The sequence below is a fragment of the Neisseria chenwenguii genome (genome assembly GCF_002216145.1).
In the GTDB taxonomy this organism is placed as follows: Bacteria; Pseudomonadota; Gammaproteobacteria; order Burkholderiales; family Neisseriaceae; genus Neisseria; species Neisseria chenwenguii.
The window spans coordinates 245,628-260,364 of record NZ_CP022278.1 but is presented as its reverse complement, the minus strand read 5'-3'; the positions used below and the strand labels follow the sequence as shown (position 1 = coordinate 260,364).

General features: G+C 58.1%; 18 protein-coding genes. 4 read left to right on the top strand and 14 right to left on the bottom strand.

What is annotated here, in order from left to right; translation table 11 throughout:
- The first annotated feature begins 119 nt into the window (after positions 1 to 119).
- On the top strand, positions 120 to 1,625 hold the full coding sequence (gene ppx / locus BG910_RS01215) for an exopolyphosphatase (protein WP_089037075.1): 1,506 nt from the start codon (positions 120 to 122) through the stop codon (positions 1,623 to 1,625).
- A 194-nt stretch (positions 1,626 to 1,819) separates the two neighbouring features.
- Here ppx and BG910_RS01210 read toward each other — a convergent pair whose 3' ends face one another.
- From BG910_RS01210 to BG910_RS01180, 7 genes are all read right to left on the bottom strand, one after another.
- Entirely contained in the window at positions 1,820 to 3,130 is a 1,311-nt protein-coding gene (locus BG910_RS01210) for a sulfate adenylyltransferase subunit 1 (protein ID WP_089035275.1), read from the bottom strand.
- 168 nt (positions 3,131 to 3,298) lie between these two features.
- A complete protein-coding gene (locus tag BG910_RS01205; RefSeq protein WP_232462215.1) occupies positions 3,299 to 3,652 on the bottom strand; it encodes a hypothetical protein in 354 nt (117 codons plus the stop codon).
- Positions 3,645 to 3,971, bottom strand: coding sequence for a type II toxin-antitoxin system PemK/MazF family toxin (locus BG910_RS01200; RefSeq protein WP_232462214.1), 327 nt, complete (start codon positions 3,969 to 3,971; stop codon positions 3,645 to 3,647). The genes BG910_RS01205 and BG910_RS01200 overlap by 8 nt, the downstream gene beginning before the upstream one ends.
- Positions 3,956 to 4,207, bottom strand: coding sequence for an AbrB/MazE/SpoVT family DNA-binding domain-containing protein (locus BG910_RS01195; protein ID WP_089035273.1), 252 nt, complete (start codon positions 4,205 to 4,207; stop codon positions 3,956 to 3,958). The genes BG910_RS01200 and BG910_RS01195 overlap by 16 nt, the downstream gene beginning before the upstream one ends.
- A 134-nt stretch (positions 4,208 to 4,341) precedes the next feature.
- Positions 4,342 to 5,091 carry a 23S rRNA (guanosine(2251)-2'-O)-methyltransferase RlmB gene (gene rlmB, locus BG910_RS01190; protein WP_089035272.1) on the bottom strand — a complete coding sequence of 250 codons (750 nt, stop codon included), beginning with the start codon at positions 5,089 to 5,091 and terminating at the stop codon, positions 4,342 to 4,344.
- A 68-nt stretch (positions 5,092 to 5,159) separates the two neighbouring features.
- Positions 5,160 to 5,459: an AzlD family protein gene (locus BG910_RS01185; RefSeq protein WP_089035271.1), complete on the bottom strand. Its 300-nt coding sequence runs from the start codon at positions 5,457 to 5,459 to the stop codon at positions 5,160 to 5,162.
- A complete protein-coding gene (locus BG910_RS01180; RefSeq protein WP_232462213.1) occupies positions 5,456 to 6,157 on the bottom strand; it encodes an AzlC family ABC transporter permease in 702 nt (233 codons plus the stop codon). The genes BG910_RS01185 and BG910_RS01180 overlap by 4 nt, the downstream gene beginning before the upstream one ends.
- Positions 6,158 to 6,358: 201 nt before the next feature.
- Here BG910_RS01180 and modA point away from each other — a divergent pair, with 201 nt between their 5' ends.
- From modA to BG910_RS01165, 3 genes are all read left to right on the top strand, one after another.
- A complete protein-coding gene (modA, locus tag BG910_RS01175) occupies positions 6,359 to 7,102 on the top strand; it encodes a molybdate ABC transporter substrate-binding protein (protein WP_089035270.1) in 744 nt (247 codons plus the stop codon).
- A 288-nt stretch (positions 7,103 to 7,390) separates the two neighbouring features.
- Positions 7,391 to 8,065 (top strand): molybdate ABC transporter permease subunit, encoded by a 675-nt coding sequence (gene modB / locus BG910_RS01170; protein WP_089035269.1) that lies wholly within the window; start codon positions 7,391 to 7,393, stop codon positions 8,063 to 8,065.
- Positions 8,065 to 8,718, top strand: coding sequence for an ABC transporter ATP-binding protein (locus BG910_RS01165; RefSeq protein WP_089035268.1), 654 nt, complete (start codon positions 8,065 to 8,067; stop codon positions 8,716 to 8,718). Before modB ends, BG910_RS01165 begins: the two co-directional genes overlap by 1 nt.
- 99 nt (positions 8,719 to 8,817) lie before the next feature.
- On the opposite strand, the gene waaF is transcribed toward BG910_RS01165, so the two are convergent.
- From waaF to ureE, 7 genes are all read right to left on the bottom strand, one after another.
- Entirely contained in the window at positions 8,818 to 9,870 is a 1,053-nt protein-coding gene (gene waaF, locus BG910_RS01160; protein ID WP_089035267.1) for a lipopolysaccharide heptosyltransferase II, read from the bottom strand.
- A 94-nt stretch (positions 9,871 to 9,964) separates the two neighbouring features.
- Complete coding sequence (locus tag BG910_RS01155) at positions 9,965 to 10,861, bottom strand: urea transporter (RefSeq protein ID WP_089035266.1); 897 nt, start codon at positions 10,859 to 10,861, stop codon at positions 9,965 to 9,967.
- Positions 10,862 to 10,910: 49 nt separating this feature from the next.
- On the bottom strand, positions 10,911 to 11,741 hold the full coding sequence (locus BG910_RS01150; RefSeq protein WP_089035265.1) for an urease accessory protein UreD: 831 nt from the start codon (positions 11,739 to 11,741) through the stop codon (positions 10,911 to 10,913).
- A 64-nt stretch (positions 11,742 to 11,805) separates the two neighbouring features.
- The gene (gene ureG / locus BG910_RS01145; RefSeq protein WP_089035264.1) at positions 11,806 to 12,441 is read right to left on the bottom strand and encodes an urease accessory protein UreG; all 636 of its coding nucleotides are present in this window, start codon (positions 12,439 to 12,441) and stop codon (positions 11,806 to 11,808) included.
- Between the two features lie 189 nt (positions 12,442 to 12,630).
- On the bottom strand, positions 12,631 to 13,188 hold the full coding sequence (locus BG910_RS01140; RefSeq protein ID WP_089035263.1) for a HupE/UreJ family protein: 558 nt from the start codon (positions 13,186 to 13,188) through the stop codon (positions 12,631 to 12,633).
- A gap of 201 nt (positions 13,189 to 13,389) precedes the next feature.
- On the bottom strand, positions 13,390 to 14,115 hold the full coding sequence (locus BG910_RS01135) for an urease accessory protein UreF (protein WP_198344808.1): 726 nt from the start codon (positions 14,113 to 14,115) through the stop codon (positions 13,390 to 13,392).
- A complete protein-coding gene (gene ureE / locus BG910_RS01130) occupies positions 14,066 to 14,614 on the bottom strand; it encodes an urease accessory protein UreE (protein ID WP_089035261.1) in 549 nt (182 codons plus the stop codon). The genes BG910_RS01135 and ureE overlap by 50 nt, the downstream gene beginning before the upstream one ends.
- Between the last annotated feature and the right edge of the window lie 123 nt (positions 14,615 to 14,737).

The window sequence follows — 14,737 nt, the reverse complement described above, 5'->3', positions numbered from 1 at the left end:
AACGGCCCCAATTATAAAATAAAGCATTTTTAAGCGGAATCAAAAGCAGGCGTTTTTTGGGATGACACCGCTTTTTGCAGCCTGTAACATACGGTTTCCTTATTTCCGGCTGAATGTACATGACTGCAACAAACAACCTCATCGCCTCCGTCGATTTGGGTTCCAACAGCTTCCGTCTGCAAATCTGCGAAAACAACGGCGGACAGCTTAAAGTTGTCGATTCGTTCAAACAGATGGTGCGCTTTGCCGCGGGTTTGGACGAACAGAAAATGTTGAGCGAAGAATCGCAGCAGTGTGCACTTGACTGTTTGGCGCGTTTCGGCGAGCGGCTGCGCGGTTTTTCGCCCGAACAGGTGCGCGTGGTGGCGACCAACACGTTCCGCGTGGCGAAAAACATTGCTGCCTTTATCCCCAAAGCCGAAGCGGCGTTGGGTTTTCCGATCGAGGTGATTGCGGGGCGCGAGGAAGCGCGCCTGATTTACACCGGCGTAGTGCACACGCTGCCGCCCAACGGCGACCGGATGCTGGTTATCGACATCGGCGGCGGTTCGACCGAATTCGTCATCGGTTCCGACTTGCAGCCGACCGCGACCGAAAGCCTGCCGCTGGGCTGTGTGACGTACAGCATGCGGTTTTTCCAAAACAAAATCACTGCAAAGAATTTTCAGACGGCCATTTCGGCGGCGCGCAACGAAATCCAGCGCATCAGCAAACTGATGAAACGCGCGGGCTGGGACTTCGCCATCGGCACTTCCGGTTCGGCCAAATCCATCCGCGACGTGCTGGCGGCGGAATATCCGCAGGAAGCAGACATCACTTACGCCGGCATGAAAAAACTGGCCGAACGCATCATTGAGGCAGGTTCGGTTAAAAAAGTCAGGTTTGAAAACCTCAAGCCCGAGCGCGTGGAAGTGTTTGCGGGCGGATTGGCGGTGATGATGGCGGCGTTCGAAGAGCTGGAAATTCGGAAAATGACCGTCACCGAAGCCGCCCTGCGCGACGGCGTGTTTTACGATTTCATCGGCCGCGAGCTCAATGGAGATATGCGCGACCAAACCGCCGCCGAGTTCCAAAACCGCTATCACGTCAGCCTCAACCAGGCCAAGCGCGTGGCCGAAACCGCGCAACAGTTTATGGAAAGCCTCTGCATGGCGGAAAACGTGCCGGTTCAAGACGTTGTGCGCTGGAAGCGTTTCCTCGGCTGGGCGGGGCAGCTGCACGAAATCGGTATCGACATCGCCCATACCGGCTACCACAAACATTCGGCCTATATTCTGGAAAACGCCGATATGCCGGGCTTTTCGCGCAAAGAACAGACCGTGTTGGCACAGCTGGTGTTGGGACACCGCGGCGACGTAAAAAAAATGGCCGACGTCGTCGGCGCAAACAGTATGATGTGGGATGCTATTTTGTCGTTGCGTCTGGCCGCGCTGTTCTGTCGCGCCCGCCTGCCGCTGGAAATGCCCGCCTCAACCCAGCTCCGCCCCGATCCGTCGGGCAAAGGCTTTACCCTGCGCATCAGCGCGGCCTGGCTGGAGCAGCACCCGCTGGTGGCCGACGCGCTGGATTATGAAAGCGCGCAATGGCAGAAAGTGGATATGCCGTTTACCGTGCAGCCGCAGTAGAACGGGCGTTTGGGCAGATAAAACAGGCCGTCTGAATTCAGACGGCCTGTTTCATGCCTGCGGATGTGGCGGTGTAGGTCGGATTCTTGAATCCGACGTTTGAAACAACAACGACAAGGGAAATCGCCTCTTTGTCGGATTCGATAATCCGACCTATGCTGCTGCAAATCTAAAAATACCGTTTTCATACGGCCTCAAATCTCAAAGCTGTCCGCCGTGTCGCCGCTGCGGATCATGCCGGCGGCGACGGTATGGTTAGTAGCCTCGTCAATCAGGATAAACGCGCCGGCGGCGGGGTTTTGCGCGTAGGGCGCGGCGGCCAGCGGCTGTTGGGTTTTGAGGCTGACGTGGCCGATGTCGTTGAGCTTGAGTTCGGCGGCGGACTGCATGCGGCTGAGGGTGTTGACGTCCCAAACGTATTCGATGCCGCTGATTTTGACGGCGGTGGTTTGGGTGGTGTGTTTCAGCAGGTATTTGCGGCGCGGGTTGAGCGGGGTTTCGTCAAACCAGCACAATGCGGCTTGGAATTGCTGTTCGGGAGCGATCGGGCTGTCGGCGGCAACGATGGTGTTGCCGCGCGAGATGTCTAGGTCGGTGTCGAGGGTGACGGTAAGCACTTCTCCGGCTTCTGCGGCATCGGTTTTGCCGTTCGGATTGTAGATTTCGGCGATTTTGGCGGTTCGGCCGCCGGGCAATACCTTCACGGCATCGCCGGTTTTCAGACGGCCTGCTTCGAGGCGGCCTTGGTAGCCGCGGAAATCGTCGCTGCTGCTGCCGTCTTGGCGGGCAACGCGCTGAACGGGGAAATGCGCGGGCAGTTCGGCGGCGTCGTTGCGGGAAACGGGCAGGGTTTCGAGCAGGGGCAGCAGCGGTAAACCTTGATACCACGGGGTTTGGGCGCTGGCTTCAACGATGTTGTCGCCTTGCAGGGCGCTGATGGGCAGGAAATACACTTTGGCGGTCAGGCCGATTTGCTGCGCGAGTTTGCGGTAGGCTTCGGTGATGGCTTCGTATTTGGCTTGGTCGAAACCGAGCAGGTCGAGTTTATTGACGGCGACGATGATGCCGGGGCAGCCCAAGAGTTTGAGAATGGCGCTGTGGCGTTTGGTTTGCGGTAAGAGAACGGGTTCTGCGCTGCTGAAATCGACACGGGTGGCGTCGACGAGGACGATAGCTGCATCGGCGGTGGACGCGCCCGTGACCATGTTGCGGGTGTATTGCTCGTGTCCCGGGGTGTCGGCGATGATGAATTTGCGTTTCGGGGTAGCGAAATAGCGGTAGGCGACGTCGATGGTGATGCCTTGCTCGCGTTCGGCGGCCAAACCGTCGGTCAGGCTGGCGAAATCGGGCGTTTCGCCTTTGGCGGCGGTCTGGTTGAGTTTGGCAATCTGGTCGGTCAGCAGGGTTTTGCTGTCGTAAAGCAAACGGCCGATGAGGGTGGATTTTCCGTCGTCAACACTTCCGGCGGTAATGAAGCGGAGCAGGGGGGCGGTGGTGGCGGTCATGTTGTCGTCCTTATTCGAAAATAGGGGCTACTTTAAACAGGCCGTCTGAAAATGGGAAAGAATGCTTGGTTTTAAAAAAAGCTGTTTTCGTTATATGAATCAGGCCGTCTGAACCGGTTGCTGAGTGCAGCCGAAGCATCAGACGGCCTTTGGTTTGAAAAAGACAAATCAGACAATCGGCTCGGGAGAAACGAGAATGCCGTCTTCGCCGCTGTCCAGAAAATGGCCGGGTGTAAAGGTTACGCCGCCGTCTGACGGGATGTTGAGCATTTTGCGCAACAGGCTGTTGTCGCGGCTGCATTTTTTTTTTGGGTGGGAGGGGCGGATTTTGCCGCTGAAGCGTTTTTTGCCGGAACTGCACGCTGCAAGAGGGTGTGTCGGGCGCGAGGTCGATGAGGTTGGCGGTGGGGTAATCGGTTTGCATGGGGTTTCTCCTTTGTTTGTCTGTGGGTTATGTTTTTCAGACGGCTTACGGAAGCGGATTTCGGGCAGATTTGCGGTTGACGGGAAAAAACTAGGCAAACAGCTCCCGCAAAACGGCCAATGTTTGTGTCAGCGTATCGTTGTCCAAACTGCCCAAACGCTGAACCAACCGGTTTTTGGCTATAACCCGCATCTGGTCGGTCAGAATCAGGCCGTTTTTACCTTGGAACGATACCTCGATACGAAACGGCGCAGGGCGTGCGCCCGTCGTCATCGGCGCAATCAACGCGGTTTTCAGGTGGTTGTGGATTTCGTCGGGCGATACGATGACACACGGGCGGGTTTTGCGGATTTCACTGCCGACGGTCGGATCCAATGTAATCAGCCAAATATCGCCGCGCGTCAGCGTGTTTGCCATTGCCATTCTCCGTCGGCTTCGTTGGCCAAATCCGTCCATTCGGTATCGGGCGCTTCGGCGGCGATTGCAGCGGCGGCTTCCGCCCAGCCGGTACGGACGGCAGCGGGTTTGCTCAGAATGACTTTTCCGTCTGCGATCTGCATTTCCAAGCTGTCGCCAAAATCCAGTTGGCGGATGATGGATTTGGGCAGAATCAGTCCCTGAGAATTGCCCATTTTGCGTAAATTGATCAACATTGTGTATTCCTGTGAAAAGTGTAAAAGTTGCAACAATGTTATTACTTCGACAGGATTTTGACAAGTGGAAAGCTTGGTAAACAGTAAGGCCGTCTGAAAGATAGAAACTTTCAGACGGCCTTGTTTTTACAGAATTATTGTTCCGACGGCAACACCCGCCGGCGGCGGGTTTCGCTCAATACCATGCCGGCGGAGACGGAAACGTTCATGCTTTCGACGGTGCCGTACATCGGGATGGAAACGAGCATATCGCAATGTTCGCGCGTGAGGCGGCGCATGCCTTCTCCTTCGTTGCCCATGACCCAGGCGATGCTTTCGGGCAGTTTGGCGTGGTAGAGGTCGGCTTCGCCGGTCATGTCGGTGCCGACGATCCAGATGCCGTATTCTTTCAGCTCGCGCAGGGTGCGGGCGAGGTTGGTGACGGTGATGTAGGGCACGGTTTCGGCGGCGCCGCAGGCGACTTTGCTGACGGTGGCGTTTAAGCCTGCGCTTTTGTCTTTGGGCGCGATGACGGCGTGTACGCCCATGGCGTCGGCGGTGCGCAGGCAGGCGCCGAGGTTGTGGGGGTCGGTGATGCCGTCGAGGATTAAGAGCAACGGCGGTTCTTGCAGGTTTTCCAAAACGTCTTCGAGGTGGACGTGGTTTTTCGAGGCGTCGATAAACCCGGCCACGCCCTGATGGCGTGCACCTTTGGCGATGGCGGCAAGGCGTTCGGCGTTGGCAAAATGAATGCGCACGTTTTCGGCGGCGGCTTTTTCCAATACGTCGCGGGTGCGCGCGTCGTTTTTGCCTTCTTGGATGTAGAGTTCGGTAATGGATTTCGGGTTTTGCCACAGGCGGGCGTTGACGGCGTGGAAGCCGTAGATTAAGCGTTGGTTGGCCATGATTTTCTGCTTTTTGGTTTGTTTTTAAAAAGGTTTTCAGACGGCATGGGATAAACCATCTGAAAAATTCAGCGCATCAGATATCCGAGCAGCCCCGACGAGCCGACGCCGATTAACACGGTAACCAGCATGGAAAAACGGCCGGCGGCCAAGACTGTGAGCGCGATGGCGGTGAGTTCGTGTGGTTTGTCGGAAACGAAGTAGGGCGAGATGACGGAAATCAACACACAGCCCGGCGCGGCTTCCATCACCACTTGCGCACGGCGGCTCAATGTGCGGTTGCGCAGGGCGAAAAAGCCGATAAGGCGGGTGGAATAGGTCACGGCGAGCATGGCGGCGAATACGGCGAACGAGTCCCAAGAAATCATGGTTCCGCCCCCCAATAATACGCCGCGAACAGGCCGGAAAGCGTGCCGGCGGGTACATACCACGCGCCGTCCACCGATAAATAAGTCAGCGCCGCCGCAATCAGGCTGACAAACCACGGACGTGCGGCGGCGAAACTTTTCCACATTCCGCGCATCAACACCAAAAATACGGCGGGAAACGCCATGCCGAAGCCCCACGCGGCCACGTCGCCAAACAGCGGCCCGACCGCCGCGCCGAATGCGGCAAACACAATCCAAGCGATATAAAGCGTGGCGCACACGCCCATATAGTGCGGCAGATTAAAGCCCAAACCGGCCGCCTTGCGCTTTTGCGCTTCCGCTAAGCCCATCGCCCAGCTTTCGTCGCACATAAAAAACAGCGCGGGTATCACTTTTTTCAACGGCGTGTGTTTCAGATAAGGCGCCAGCGCCGCACCCATCAGGATGTGGCGCGAGTTGATCATAAAGGTAACGGTCGCGATGAGGAGCACGGGCAACGGGTGCACCCAAAGATTGACCGCCGCAAATTCCGAGCCGCCCGCGAAGTTCATCCCCGTCATCATCAGCATTTCCAGCCAGCTCATGCTCTTCTGCCCGCCCTGAACGCCCAAAATCAGCGCCCACGGCAACAGGCCGATGAGCATGGGCGAACATTCTTTCATGCCGCGCAGAAATTCGGATTTCGGGGAGGAGTCCATCTGAAAAGTTCCGTCGGGAAATTGCAAAGAAACCGCATTATACACGGGGCAGCCGTTTCAGGCCGTCTGAAAAACGCCGCGCGGCCGCTACCACATTTCCAGACGGCCTGCCTTAATCCGAAAGTATTGGGTACAAATGCCCATCATCAAAACCCGCGCCGCGTGGTAAAACCCATTCCGTTTTCCATTTGGGAGCGGACTGTGAAACCCGTTTATGCCTTACTGTTTACCGCCTTATTATCCGGCCGTGCCGCAGCCGCCGACATTACCGTCTCCGCCGCCGCCAGCCTGAAAGACGCGTTCGGCGAAATCGCCCGAAACTACCAAAAACAATATCCGCAAAGCAAAATCAGGCTCAACACCGCCGGCTCGGGCGTCTTGCTGCAACAGGCCGTACAAGGTGCGCCGGTTGATGTTTTGGCTTTTGCCGACGAAGAAACCATGAATCAGGCGCAGGCAAAAAATGTCGCCGACAAGGCCGGCCGTAAAACTTTTGCGCTCAATTCGCTGGTGATCGCCGCGCCGAAAAACAGCAAATTGGCGGTTAATAGTTTGAAAGACTTAGAAAACGCCCGTTTCGGCCGCATCGCCGTCAGTAATCCCGCCGGCGTCCCTGTCGGCCGCTACACCAAAGCCGCGTTGGAAAAGGCCGGCGTTTGGGCGGGCATCCAAGCCAAAGTCATCACCACCCAAAACGTTCGCCAGTCACTTGACTACGTCGCCCGCGGCGAAGTCGATGCGGGTTTTGTGTACAACACCGACGCCGTGCTGATGAAAGACAAAGTGAAAGTCCTCAAAACCGTGCCGACGCAGAAACCGGTTTCCTATCCGATCGCCGTCGCCGCCTCGTCGTCTCAAAAAGCCGAAGCGCAGCGTTTTGTGAACTACGTTTTGTCGGCGCAAGGGCAGGGCGTGTTGAACAAATACGGCTTTAACAAGCCTTGATTTTTTAGGGGAGGCCGTCTGAAATGTTGGTGGGAAACGGTTTCAGACGGCATAAATCGTAGGTACGGTTAGCCGCCCAAAGGCGGCGTAACCGTACAAATCCGCTGTTTTTCAGACGGCATCGGTGGCAGGCGTTTCCAAACGGCGTGGCGGTGTACGGTTACGCCGCCTTTGGGCGGCTAACCGTACCTACTCAACCCACATCTCCCCATAAACCCGGTTCCCAACCAAAACAATCCCGATAAAACCATTTCCCCAAACACTTTTTTCAGACGGCCTTACCAACCCATGAACGAAACCCTCATCACCACCCTGCTGTTATCCCTCAAAATCGCGGGCACGGCGACTTTGCTGAATATGGTTTTCGGCACGGCGGCGGGCTTTTTGTTTGCGCGGCGGCGGTTTGTCGGGCGCGATTTTCTCGATACCGTGTTTACGATGCCGATGGTGCTGCCGCCGACGGTGTTGGGTTATTACCTTTTGGTGGTGTTCGGGCGCAACGGCTCGGTGGGGGTGTGGCTGAAAGAGACGTTTAACTTCAATCTGATTTTTACCTGGCAGGGTGCGGTGGCGGCGGCGGCGGCCGTGACTTTTCCGCTGGTGTTCAAGCCCGCGCGGGCGGCGTTTGAAGAAGTGAACCCGCAGCTTGAGCAGGCGGCGCGGGTGTTGGGGCTGAGCGAAGCGGCGGTGTTTTTCCGCGTCAGCCTGCCGCTGGCGTGGCGCGGTATTTTGGCGGGCGTGCTGCTCGCGTTTGCGCGCGCGCTGGGCGAATTCGGCGCGACACTGATGATTGCGGGCAGCATCCCCGGCCAGACCCAAACCCTGTCGATTGCGATTTACGAGGCGGTGCAGGCGGGCGACGATATGCTGGCAAACGGGCTGGTGGTGCTGGTTTCGGCGGTGTGCGTCGTGATTCTGCTGGCGGCCGGCCGGCTTTTGCGTGTGCGCGGAGGAGGAAAATAATGTTGTTTGACATTGACTTGCGCAAAAAACTGCCCGCGTTTGAATTGAATGCGCGTTTGCAGTCCGACGCCAAACGGCTGGTCATTTTGGGCGCGTCCGGCTCGGGCAAAAGCCTGACTTTGCAGCTTTTGGCAGGGCTGGTGAAGCCCGACGGCGGGCATATCCGCATCGGCGGCGAAACGTGGTTTGATGCGGAAAACGACCTGCCTGCACAGGCGCGCAAAGTCGGTTTGCTGTTTCAGGATTACGCGCTGTTTCCGCATCTGACCGTGGCGCAAAACATCGACTTCGGCCTGAACAAAGGCTGGCGCAATCCGCCCAAAAGGCCGTCTGAAAAAGCCGTGCGCTGGTTGGAACTTTTAAAAATCAGCCACATTGCAGACCATTATCCGCAGCAGATTTCAGGCGGCCAAAAACAGCGCACCGCCTTGGCCCGCGCGCTGGTTACCGAGCCGGAACTTCTGCTGTTGGACGAACCCTTTGCCGCGCTTGATACGGATTTGCGCGCGCACACGCGGCAGGAGGTGCTGCAAATCCAGCAAACCGGCGGCGTGCCGATGATTTTGATTACGCACGATCAGGCGGATGCGGCGGTGCTGGCGGAAGAGGTCTGGCGGATGGACGGCGGGCGCTTGGCGAAAGAGGCCGTCTGAAATTCATTTGGGTTTGTGATTGGGATAAAGCAACAGGCCGTCTGAAAATTTCAGACGGCCTTTTTGACGGTTGTAAAGGTTGGGCGTTGCGGTGTCGGTTCAGACGGCCTTTTCAATCCCGATCACGCCGTCGGTTTTGCGGTCGGCCAGTCTTTTGGCCGCCTCTTCCACCGTTTCGGGCATCAGTTTATTGAGGCAGTCCGTATGTCCCAGCGGGCATTCGCGTTTGAAGCAGGGCGAGCAGTCGAGGTTGAGGCTGACGATTTCGGCGGTTTCGCTTAAGGGCGGGGTGTGGTCGGGGCTGGACGATCCGTACACGGCGACGAGGTTGCGGCCGAGCGCGGCGGCGAGGTGCATCAGGCCGCTGTCGTTGCAGACGACGGTTTCGGCGCAGGCCAAGAGGTCGATGGCTTCGGAAAGGCTGGTTTTGCCGCAGAGGTTGGTGCAGAGGCCGTCTGAAAGGGTGTTGATTTCTTCTGCGGTTTCAAAGTCTTTTTGCGAGCCGAACAGCCAAATCTGCCGCCCCTGCGCGGCGTGTTGTTTGGCCAGCGCGGCGAAATGGCGGGCGGGCCAGCGTTTGGCGGGGCCGTATTCGGCGCCGGGGCAGAATGCGGTAACGGGGCGGTCAGCACTCAAGCCGTGTTTGGCCAGCGCGGCCTGTTGGTTTTCGGGGTCGATTTGGAAGCGCGGATGGTCGGAACGGCCGTTAAATTCCGCCTGGCTCGGATGCGCGAGCGCGGTGTAGCGGTCAACCATCAAGGGCAGGGCGGTTTTGTCGAGTTTGCGGATGTCGTTGAGCAGGAAATAGCGCGATTCGCCGACGTAACCCGTGCGCCGTTTGATGCCGGTAGCCAGCGCGATAATGGCGGATTTGAGCGAACCGGGCAGTACGATCACACGGTCGTAACCGCGCCGCCCGAGCGCGCGCCCGACCTGCCAGCGTTTTTTCAAATCCAGCGCGCCGTGGCCGAACGGGTTTTCCAAAACTTCGTCCACTTCGGGCATCTGCTCGAATACGGCCATCGACCACTTCGGTGCGAAAACGTCGATGGTGCAGCCGGGCGATAATTCGTGCAGGCGTTTGTAGAGCGGCTGGGTCATGACGCAGTCGCCGATCCAGCTCGGGGAAATGATGAGGATTCTTTCGGACATTTTTGGGCGTGGTGTGAGTGGTGCAGGGCGTTATTTTATATGGAACAAAGGCCGTCTGAAAAACTTTTCAGACGGCCTCTGCGTATCGGGCGGATTACGGATTCAGCAATTTGCGGATTTCGGCATCAATATCGTAGCTGCTCAAACGCGCCCTGAACGGCAGCATAATCCAGCTTGCGGCGATGAAGCCGAAGGTGTAGGCGGCGAGGCCGGTTTGGGAGACGGCGTATTGGATGACGACGGCGAGGAGGATGCCGAACATCACGCAGATGAAATCGCGCAGGCGGCTGCCGGAAAAGACGCAGGCGACGAGGATGGCGGAGAAACCGTACAAGCCGTTGGCCAGGGTGTTGTCGTCGATGCCTAAGAGGTAGTGTGCCAACACGGCGCCGACGGGGGTGGCGGCCATGCCCCACATGGCGGCTTGCGGCGAGCTGACGGCGATGGCGGCAAACAGGAATACGCCGTCCCAAATCGAGGAGCCGAAATTGACTTCCGCCCAAGCGTAAAACGGTTCGGCGACACCGCCGAAGGTGTCGGCGGGCACAAGCGGCGGGGTGGTCTGGCTCAAGCCGAACAGGCCGAAACGGGCGGTGCCCCAACAGAAAATCCAGCAGGACAGTACAAACGGGAAGGTAAACGCGGGTTTGCCGCGTTTCACAAAGGCCCGCATGAGGAGGGTGGAAATGACGGAGGCGATCAGGCCGATCAGCCAAATCAGCGGGTTGGAGGCATCGGGAATGCCGAATGTGAACATGGTGCACATAAAGCAGAGGCTGGCGTTGAAGCCGTAGAGCCCCCGGCGGATTTCGTCTTCGGGGAACTTTAAAATCTGCGCGGTCAGCGTGCCGATGAGCGAGCCGAGGAAGCAGGCGACGCCGAGCGTCCAATGGCTGAAAAACATGCCGACGGTAATCAGGAGGCCGGAGAGGCCGTTTTCCTGCAAAAAGATTTGGCCGATGCCGGTGAGGGTGGTTTTGATGAGTTTCATGGCGGTTTGGTGGTTTTTTAAAAAATTTTTCAGAAGGCATTGCGGGCGATTACCGGAAAAACGCCGTGGTCTGCGGGGTAATCTGGTCGGCCTGCAAATGCGTTACCGCGCTTTGCAGCAGCGTCTGCAAATCCTGCGCGTTGCCCGAGAGCGCGCGCAGGCACAAGACGCAGTCGTTGGCCTGCGTGACGCCCCAGAGGATGCGGCCGTCTGAAAACGCTGCGTCCAGCGTGTGATACAGATTGTCGGCCTGTTCGCGGATTTCAGGCGGCATCTTAGCGGTGTGCACATAAAACAAATTGAGCTGGTGGGTGTAGCCTTCCATCTGCCCGATGGTTTCCACCGCGTATTTCCGCGGCTGCCATTGGATGTTGTCGGTAACGATTTCGCGACCGTTGTGGCGGATATCGAGGTGGGACGAGAGCCGCTCGAAAGCGAATTTTTCGCCGCGCAACACGCGCCCCGCCGCGATGATTTCGCCGTAGAGCAGCTCGCAGTCGCCGGCCAAATCGATGCCGGTGGTTTGGAACAGCGAACTGCCCTCGTGCAAAACCAGCGGATGCGGCAGATAGCAGAGGCGGCTGCCCGTTTCCTGAACAATTGCCGTGCGCTGTTCGGCCTTATCGCCTGCGCGCATACTCAATACCCGCGTGTAGGCTTGGGTATAGAGCGAAAGCGCGCTGCCGGCGCTGACGCGGATATCGGTTTCGACCAAATCGCCCGCGAGCAGGCCGGGGGACGACGACATCTGCACCGCGCGCAGCATGGCGTCGGTTTGGTGCGGCAGGGTCAGGAGTTTGAGCGGCGGCGACACAAAGCTGTTTTTCAGTGTGGTTTTGCCCGCGCGGATTTGCGTGGATAGGGTCAGTTTGGCATGCATAGCGTTTTATCGGGGAGGAAATTTTTTCAGACGGCCTTTCCGGCAATCAGGCCGTCTGAAAACTTCAATGCACCAAACCCTCGGGTTCGGCGGTGTTTTCCAAGAGAGCGTATTTTTTAATCCAGCCGATAACGTCTTGAAGATGCTCGTCTTTACGCAGGTTGGTAAACACAAACGGCTGGCCGCCGCGCATACGGCGCGCGTCGCGCTCCATTACTTCCAAACTCGCGCCGACAAACGGGGCGAGGTCGGTTTTGTTGATGACCAGCAGATCCGAACGGGTAATGCCCGGCCCGCCTTTGCGCGGAATTTTTTCGCCCTGCGCCACGTCGATGACGAAAATGGTCACGTCGGCCAAATCGGGGCTGAACGTGGCGGAAAGGTTGTCGCCGCCCGATTCGATGAACACGATCTGCACGTCGGGAAAACGCGCGGCCATTTCCTCCACCGCTTCCAAGTTCATCGACGCATCTTCGCGGATAGCGGTGTGCGGGCAACCGCCCGTTTCTACGCCCATGATGCGTTCGGCGGGCAGGAGGCTGTTTTTGGTGAGGAATTCCGCATCTTCGCGGGTGTAAATGTCGTTGGTAATCACGGCCACGCTGTATTCTTTGGCCATTTGGCGGGTCAGCCGCTCGATCAGCGCGGTTTTGCCTGCGCCCACGGGGCCGGCCACGCCGATTTTGATGTAGTTGCGCATAGGGTTCTTTCGGTTTTGTCGAGGCCGTCTGAAAAAGGGTTTGTTTTTTCAGACGGCCTTTTTGTTTTGAGGAATGGAAATGCCTGTCTGAAAACGGCTTTCGCGGTTTTCTGCCTGCCCATTCAAATGTTTTCAGACAGGCACGGTTCGGCTGTAATCAGCCTACGGACTCGGTCTGTATCTACCGAATCAGGCAAACATCATGCCCAAACCGATGGCGCCGATGGCGGTGCCGGCGACGCGGTTGACCCAAATGTTTTTGCTCAAAGCGGTGCCCGTAAAGAAACCGGCGGCGTGCAGGGCGATGGTGCTGGCGATGAAGCCGGCGGCGTAGGCAAAGGCGGAGGAGCCGTGCATTTCCGCGCCGTGCGCCACGCCGTGGAACAGAGCGAACACGCCGACAACGGCCATCGCGGCGGCGGGAATGCGGTGCGCCCAAGCGGCGGCCAGGCCGATAACCAAAACGGAGGCGGCAATGCCTTGTTCCATCATCGGAATTTCGCCGCCGTTGGCGCCGAATGCGAAGCCCAAAGTCATCATGGCGACGAAGCTGGCGGGAATGGCCCAGCGCGCTTTACCGCTGAACGATGCGGCCCACAGACCGACGGCCAGCATGGCCAAAATGTGGTCGAGGCCGCTGACGGGGTGCGCCAAACCGCTGATCAGGCCGGTATCGGCATGACCTGGGTGCGCCATGGCGGCGGTGGAGACGGTGGTTAAAGCAATCAGGGTAAGAAGTTTTTTCATGGTGGGGTTTCCTTTTTAAGATGAAAAATCAAAGGGGTTCGGGAAAAGTGATTTTGGGTGTGGATCGGGCTTACGGTCCAACTTGGCGCTCCCGTAGTCCGACAAGGCCGGATGGTTGTGGTGTCGGATTCGAGAATCCGGCCTACAGAGTGGCGGGGGCGCAGGCCGTCTGAAATATCCGGCCTACGTTTTTCAGACGGCCTAACTCATATACAGCCTCGTATAAAGCCGCTCGTGCTGCATGGCGCGGATGTCGGAGGCGATGCTGGCGGCGCCGAGCCGGTTTTCGTCGGGCACGAGGCTGTCGGCGACGGCATTGGCGATGGGCAGGCGCAGTTCGAAGAGAATGTCCTGCCCGTCCATCTGGCTCAGGGGAATCAGCTTCACACCGTTGGTAACGGCGCCGACGGCGGCGTTGTAGTAGAACGCGGTCAGGGTTTCGTCTTTCGGATGCGCGCCCAGCGCGGCAATCAGGCCGAACACGAGGGGATAAAACCCGTAGGCCTCCTTGGCGGTAACGGCCGTCTGAAAATCCTGCAAAACCGGCGCGTTTTCGTAGCGGGCGAAAATCTTCAGCAGGCGCACGCCGAGTTTGGCAGCGGCTTCGCGGATTTCGCGCGGCGCTTTGTTGGCGGAGATTTTGGCGTCGAGTTTCAGCAGCGCGGCCAAATCGCCGTGCGCGGCGGCATCGTAGGCCAGCGACACATACGCACCGTCGTTGTGCGCCCAGTTTTGACGCAGCTGCACGGCGACGTATTCCTGCAAATCGGCGCGGCTGTTCACAATCCGTTGCTGCACGAAAGTTTCCAAGCCGCCCGAGTGGTTGAAACCGCCGATGGGCAGGGTGGGATCGACCAGATGCAGCAGGGCGGTGAGTTTAGTGCTCATGATGGTGGCGGCTGTGTGAATGCGGATGGGCGTGGTCATGGTTGTGACTGTGACCGTGATTATGGGCATGGCCGTGCGAATGCCCGCCCACGCCTTGCGCGGAGTTGGCGCGAAGCGCGTGGCTCAGGCGGCGGCGCTCTTTTTTCGGCGCAAAACCGGCGGCTTGCAGCCAGAGAAACATCGGCTCGTCGTAGGTCAGCAGCAGCTCATCGCCGTCGAGAAACAGCGGCGAATGCTTGTTGCCGATTTCGTAACACGCCCGCGCCATGTCGGGCAGGGTTTTCGGCGACAAAACAATGGTTTCGCTCGGTTTGATTGCCACGCGGATAACCAGCTTGGCATCGGCGTAAACCAGCGCGCCGTGTTCCAAACGCCGGCCTTCGCGCAGCAGGCGGAACGCAATATCGCGCCCCTGCACGGTGGTTTTGCGCAGAATGCGGCGGTCGGCTTCGTACCACTCCAGCGCGACGGTGTCGTGTTCGGCTGCATCGGCAGTGGCGGTATCGGCGGGGAGGATGTCTTGGATAATCAGGTTCATGTTTTTTCGGGGGTGGGTTTTTCAGACGGCCTTATGGTTTGAAACAGGCCGTCTGAAAGGTTTGGACAACAAATATTGCACGGCATATGAAACCGGCGGCGCCTGGTAAACCGAAAACGTAAG

What these genes read in the sequence shown, in the direction of transcription:
- ppx (WP_089037075.1), top strand. Translation starts at nt 120, where the DNA reads ATGACTGCAACAAACAACCTCATCGCCTCCGTCGATTTGGGTTCCAAC.
- BG910_RS01210 (WP_089035275.1), bottom strand. Translation starts at nt 3,130, where the DNA reads ATGACCGCCACCACCGCCCCCCTGCTCCGCTTCATTACCGCCGGAAGT.
- BG910_RS01200 (WP_232462214.1), bottom strand. Translation starts at nt 3,971, where the DNA reads ATGGCAAACACGCTGACGCGCGGCGATATTTGGCTGATTACATTGGAT.
- BG910_RS01195 (WP_089035273.1), bottom strand. Translation starts at nt 4,207, where the DNA reads ATGTTGATCAATTTACGCAAAATGGGCAATTCTCAGGGACTGATTCTG.
- rlmB (WP_089035272.1), bottom strand. Translation starts at nt 5,091, where the DNA reads ATGGCCAACCAACGCTTAATCTACGGCTTCCACGCCGTCAACGCCCGC.
- BG910_RS01185 (WP_089035271.1), bottom strand. Translation starts at nt 5,459, where the DNA reads ATGATTTCTTGGGACTCGTTCGCCGTATTCGCCGCCATGCTCGCCGTG.
- BG910_RS01180 (WP_232462213.1), bottom strand. Translation starts at nt 6,157, where the DNA reads ATGGACTCCTCCCCGAAATCCGAATTTCTGCGCGGCATGAAAGAATGT.
- modB (WP_089035269.1), top strand. Translation starts at nt 7,391, where the DNA reads ATGAACGAAACCCTCATCACCACCCTGCTGTTATCCCTCAAAATCGCG.
- BG910_RS01165 (WP_089035268.1), top strand. Translation starts at nt 8,065, where the DNA reads ATGTTGTTTGACATTGACTTGCGCAAAAAACTGCCCGCGTTTGAATTG.
- waaF (WP_089035267.1), bottom strand. Translation starts at nt 9,870, where the DNA reads ATGTCCGAAAGAATCCTCATCATTTCCCCGAGCTGGATCGGCGACTGC.
- BG910_RS01155 (WP_089035266.1), bottom strand. Translation starts at nt 10,861, where the DNA reads ATGAAACTCATCAAAACCACCCTCACCGGCATCGGCCAAATCTTTTTG.
- BG910_RS01150 (WP_089035265.1), bottom strand. Translation starts at nt 11,741, where the DNA reads ATGCATGCCAAACTGACCCTATCCACGCAAATCCGCGCGGGCAAAACC.
- ureG (WP_089035264.1), bottom strand. Translation starts at nt 12,441, where the DNA reads ATGCGCAACTACATCAAAATCGGCGTGGCCGGCCCCGTGGGCGCAGGC.
- BG910_RS01140 (WP_089035263.1), bottom strand. Translation starts at nt 13,188, where the DNA reads ATGAAAAAACTTCTTACCCTGATTGCTTTAACCACCGTCTCCACCGCC.
- BG910_RS01135 (WP_198344808.1), bottom strand. Translation starts at nt 14,115, where the DNA reads ATGACCACGCCCATCCGCATTCACACAGCCGCCACCATCATGAGCACT.
- ureE (WP_089035261.1), bottom strand. Translation starts at nt 14,614, where the DNA reads ATGAACCTGATTATCCAAGACATCCTCCCCGCCGATACCGCCACTGCC.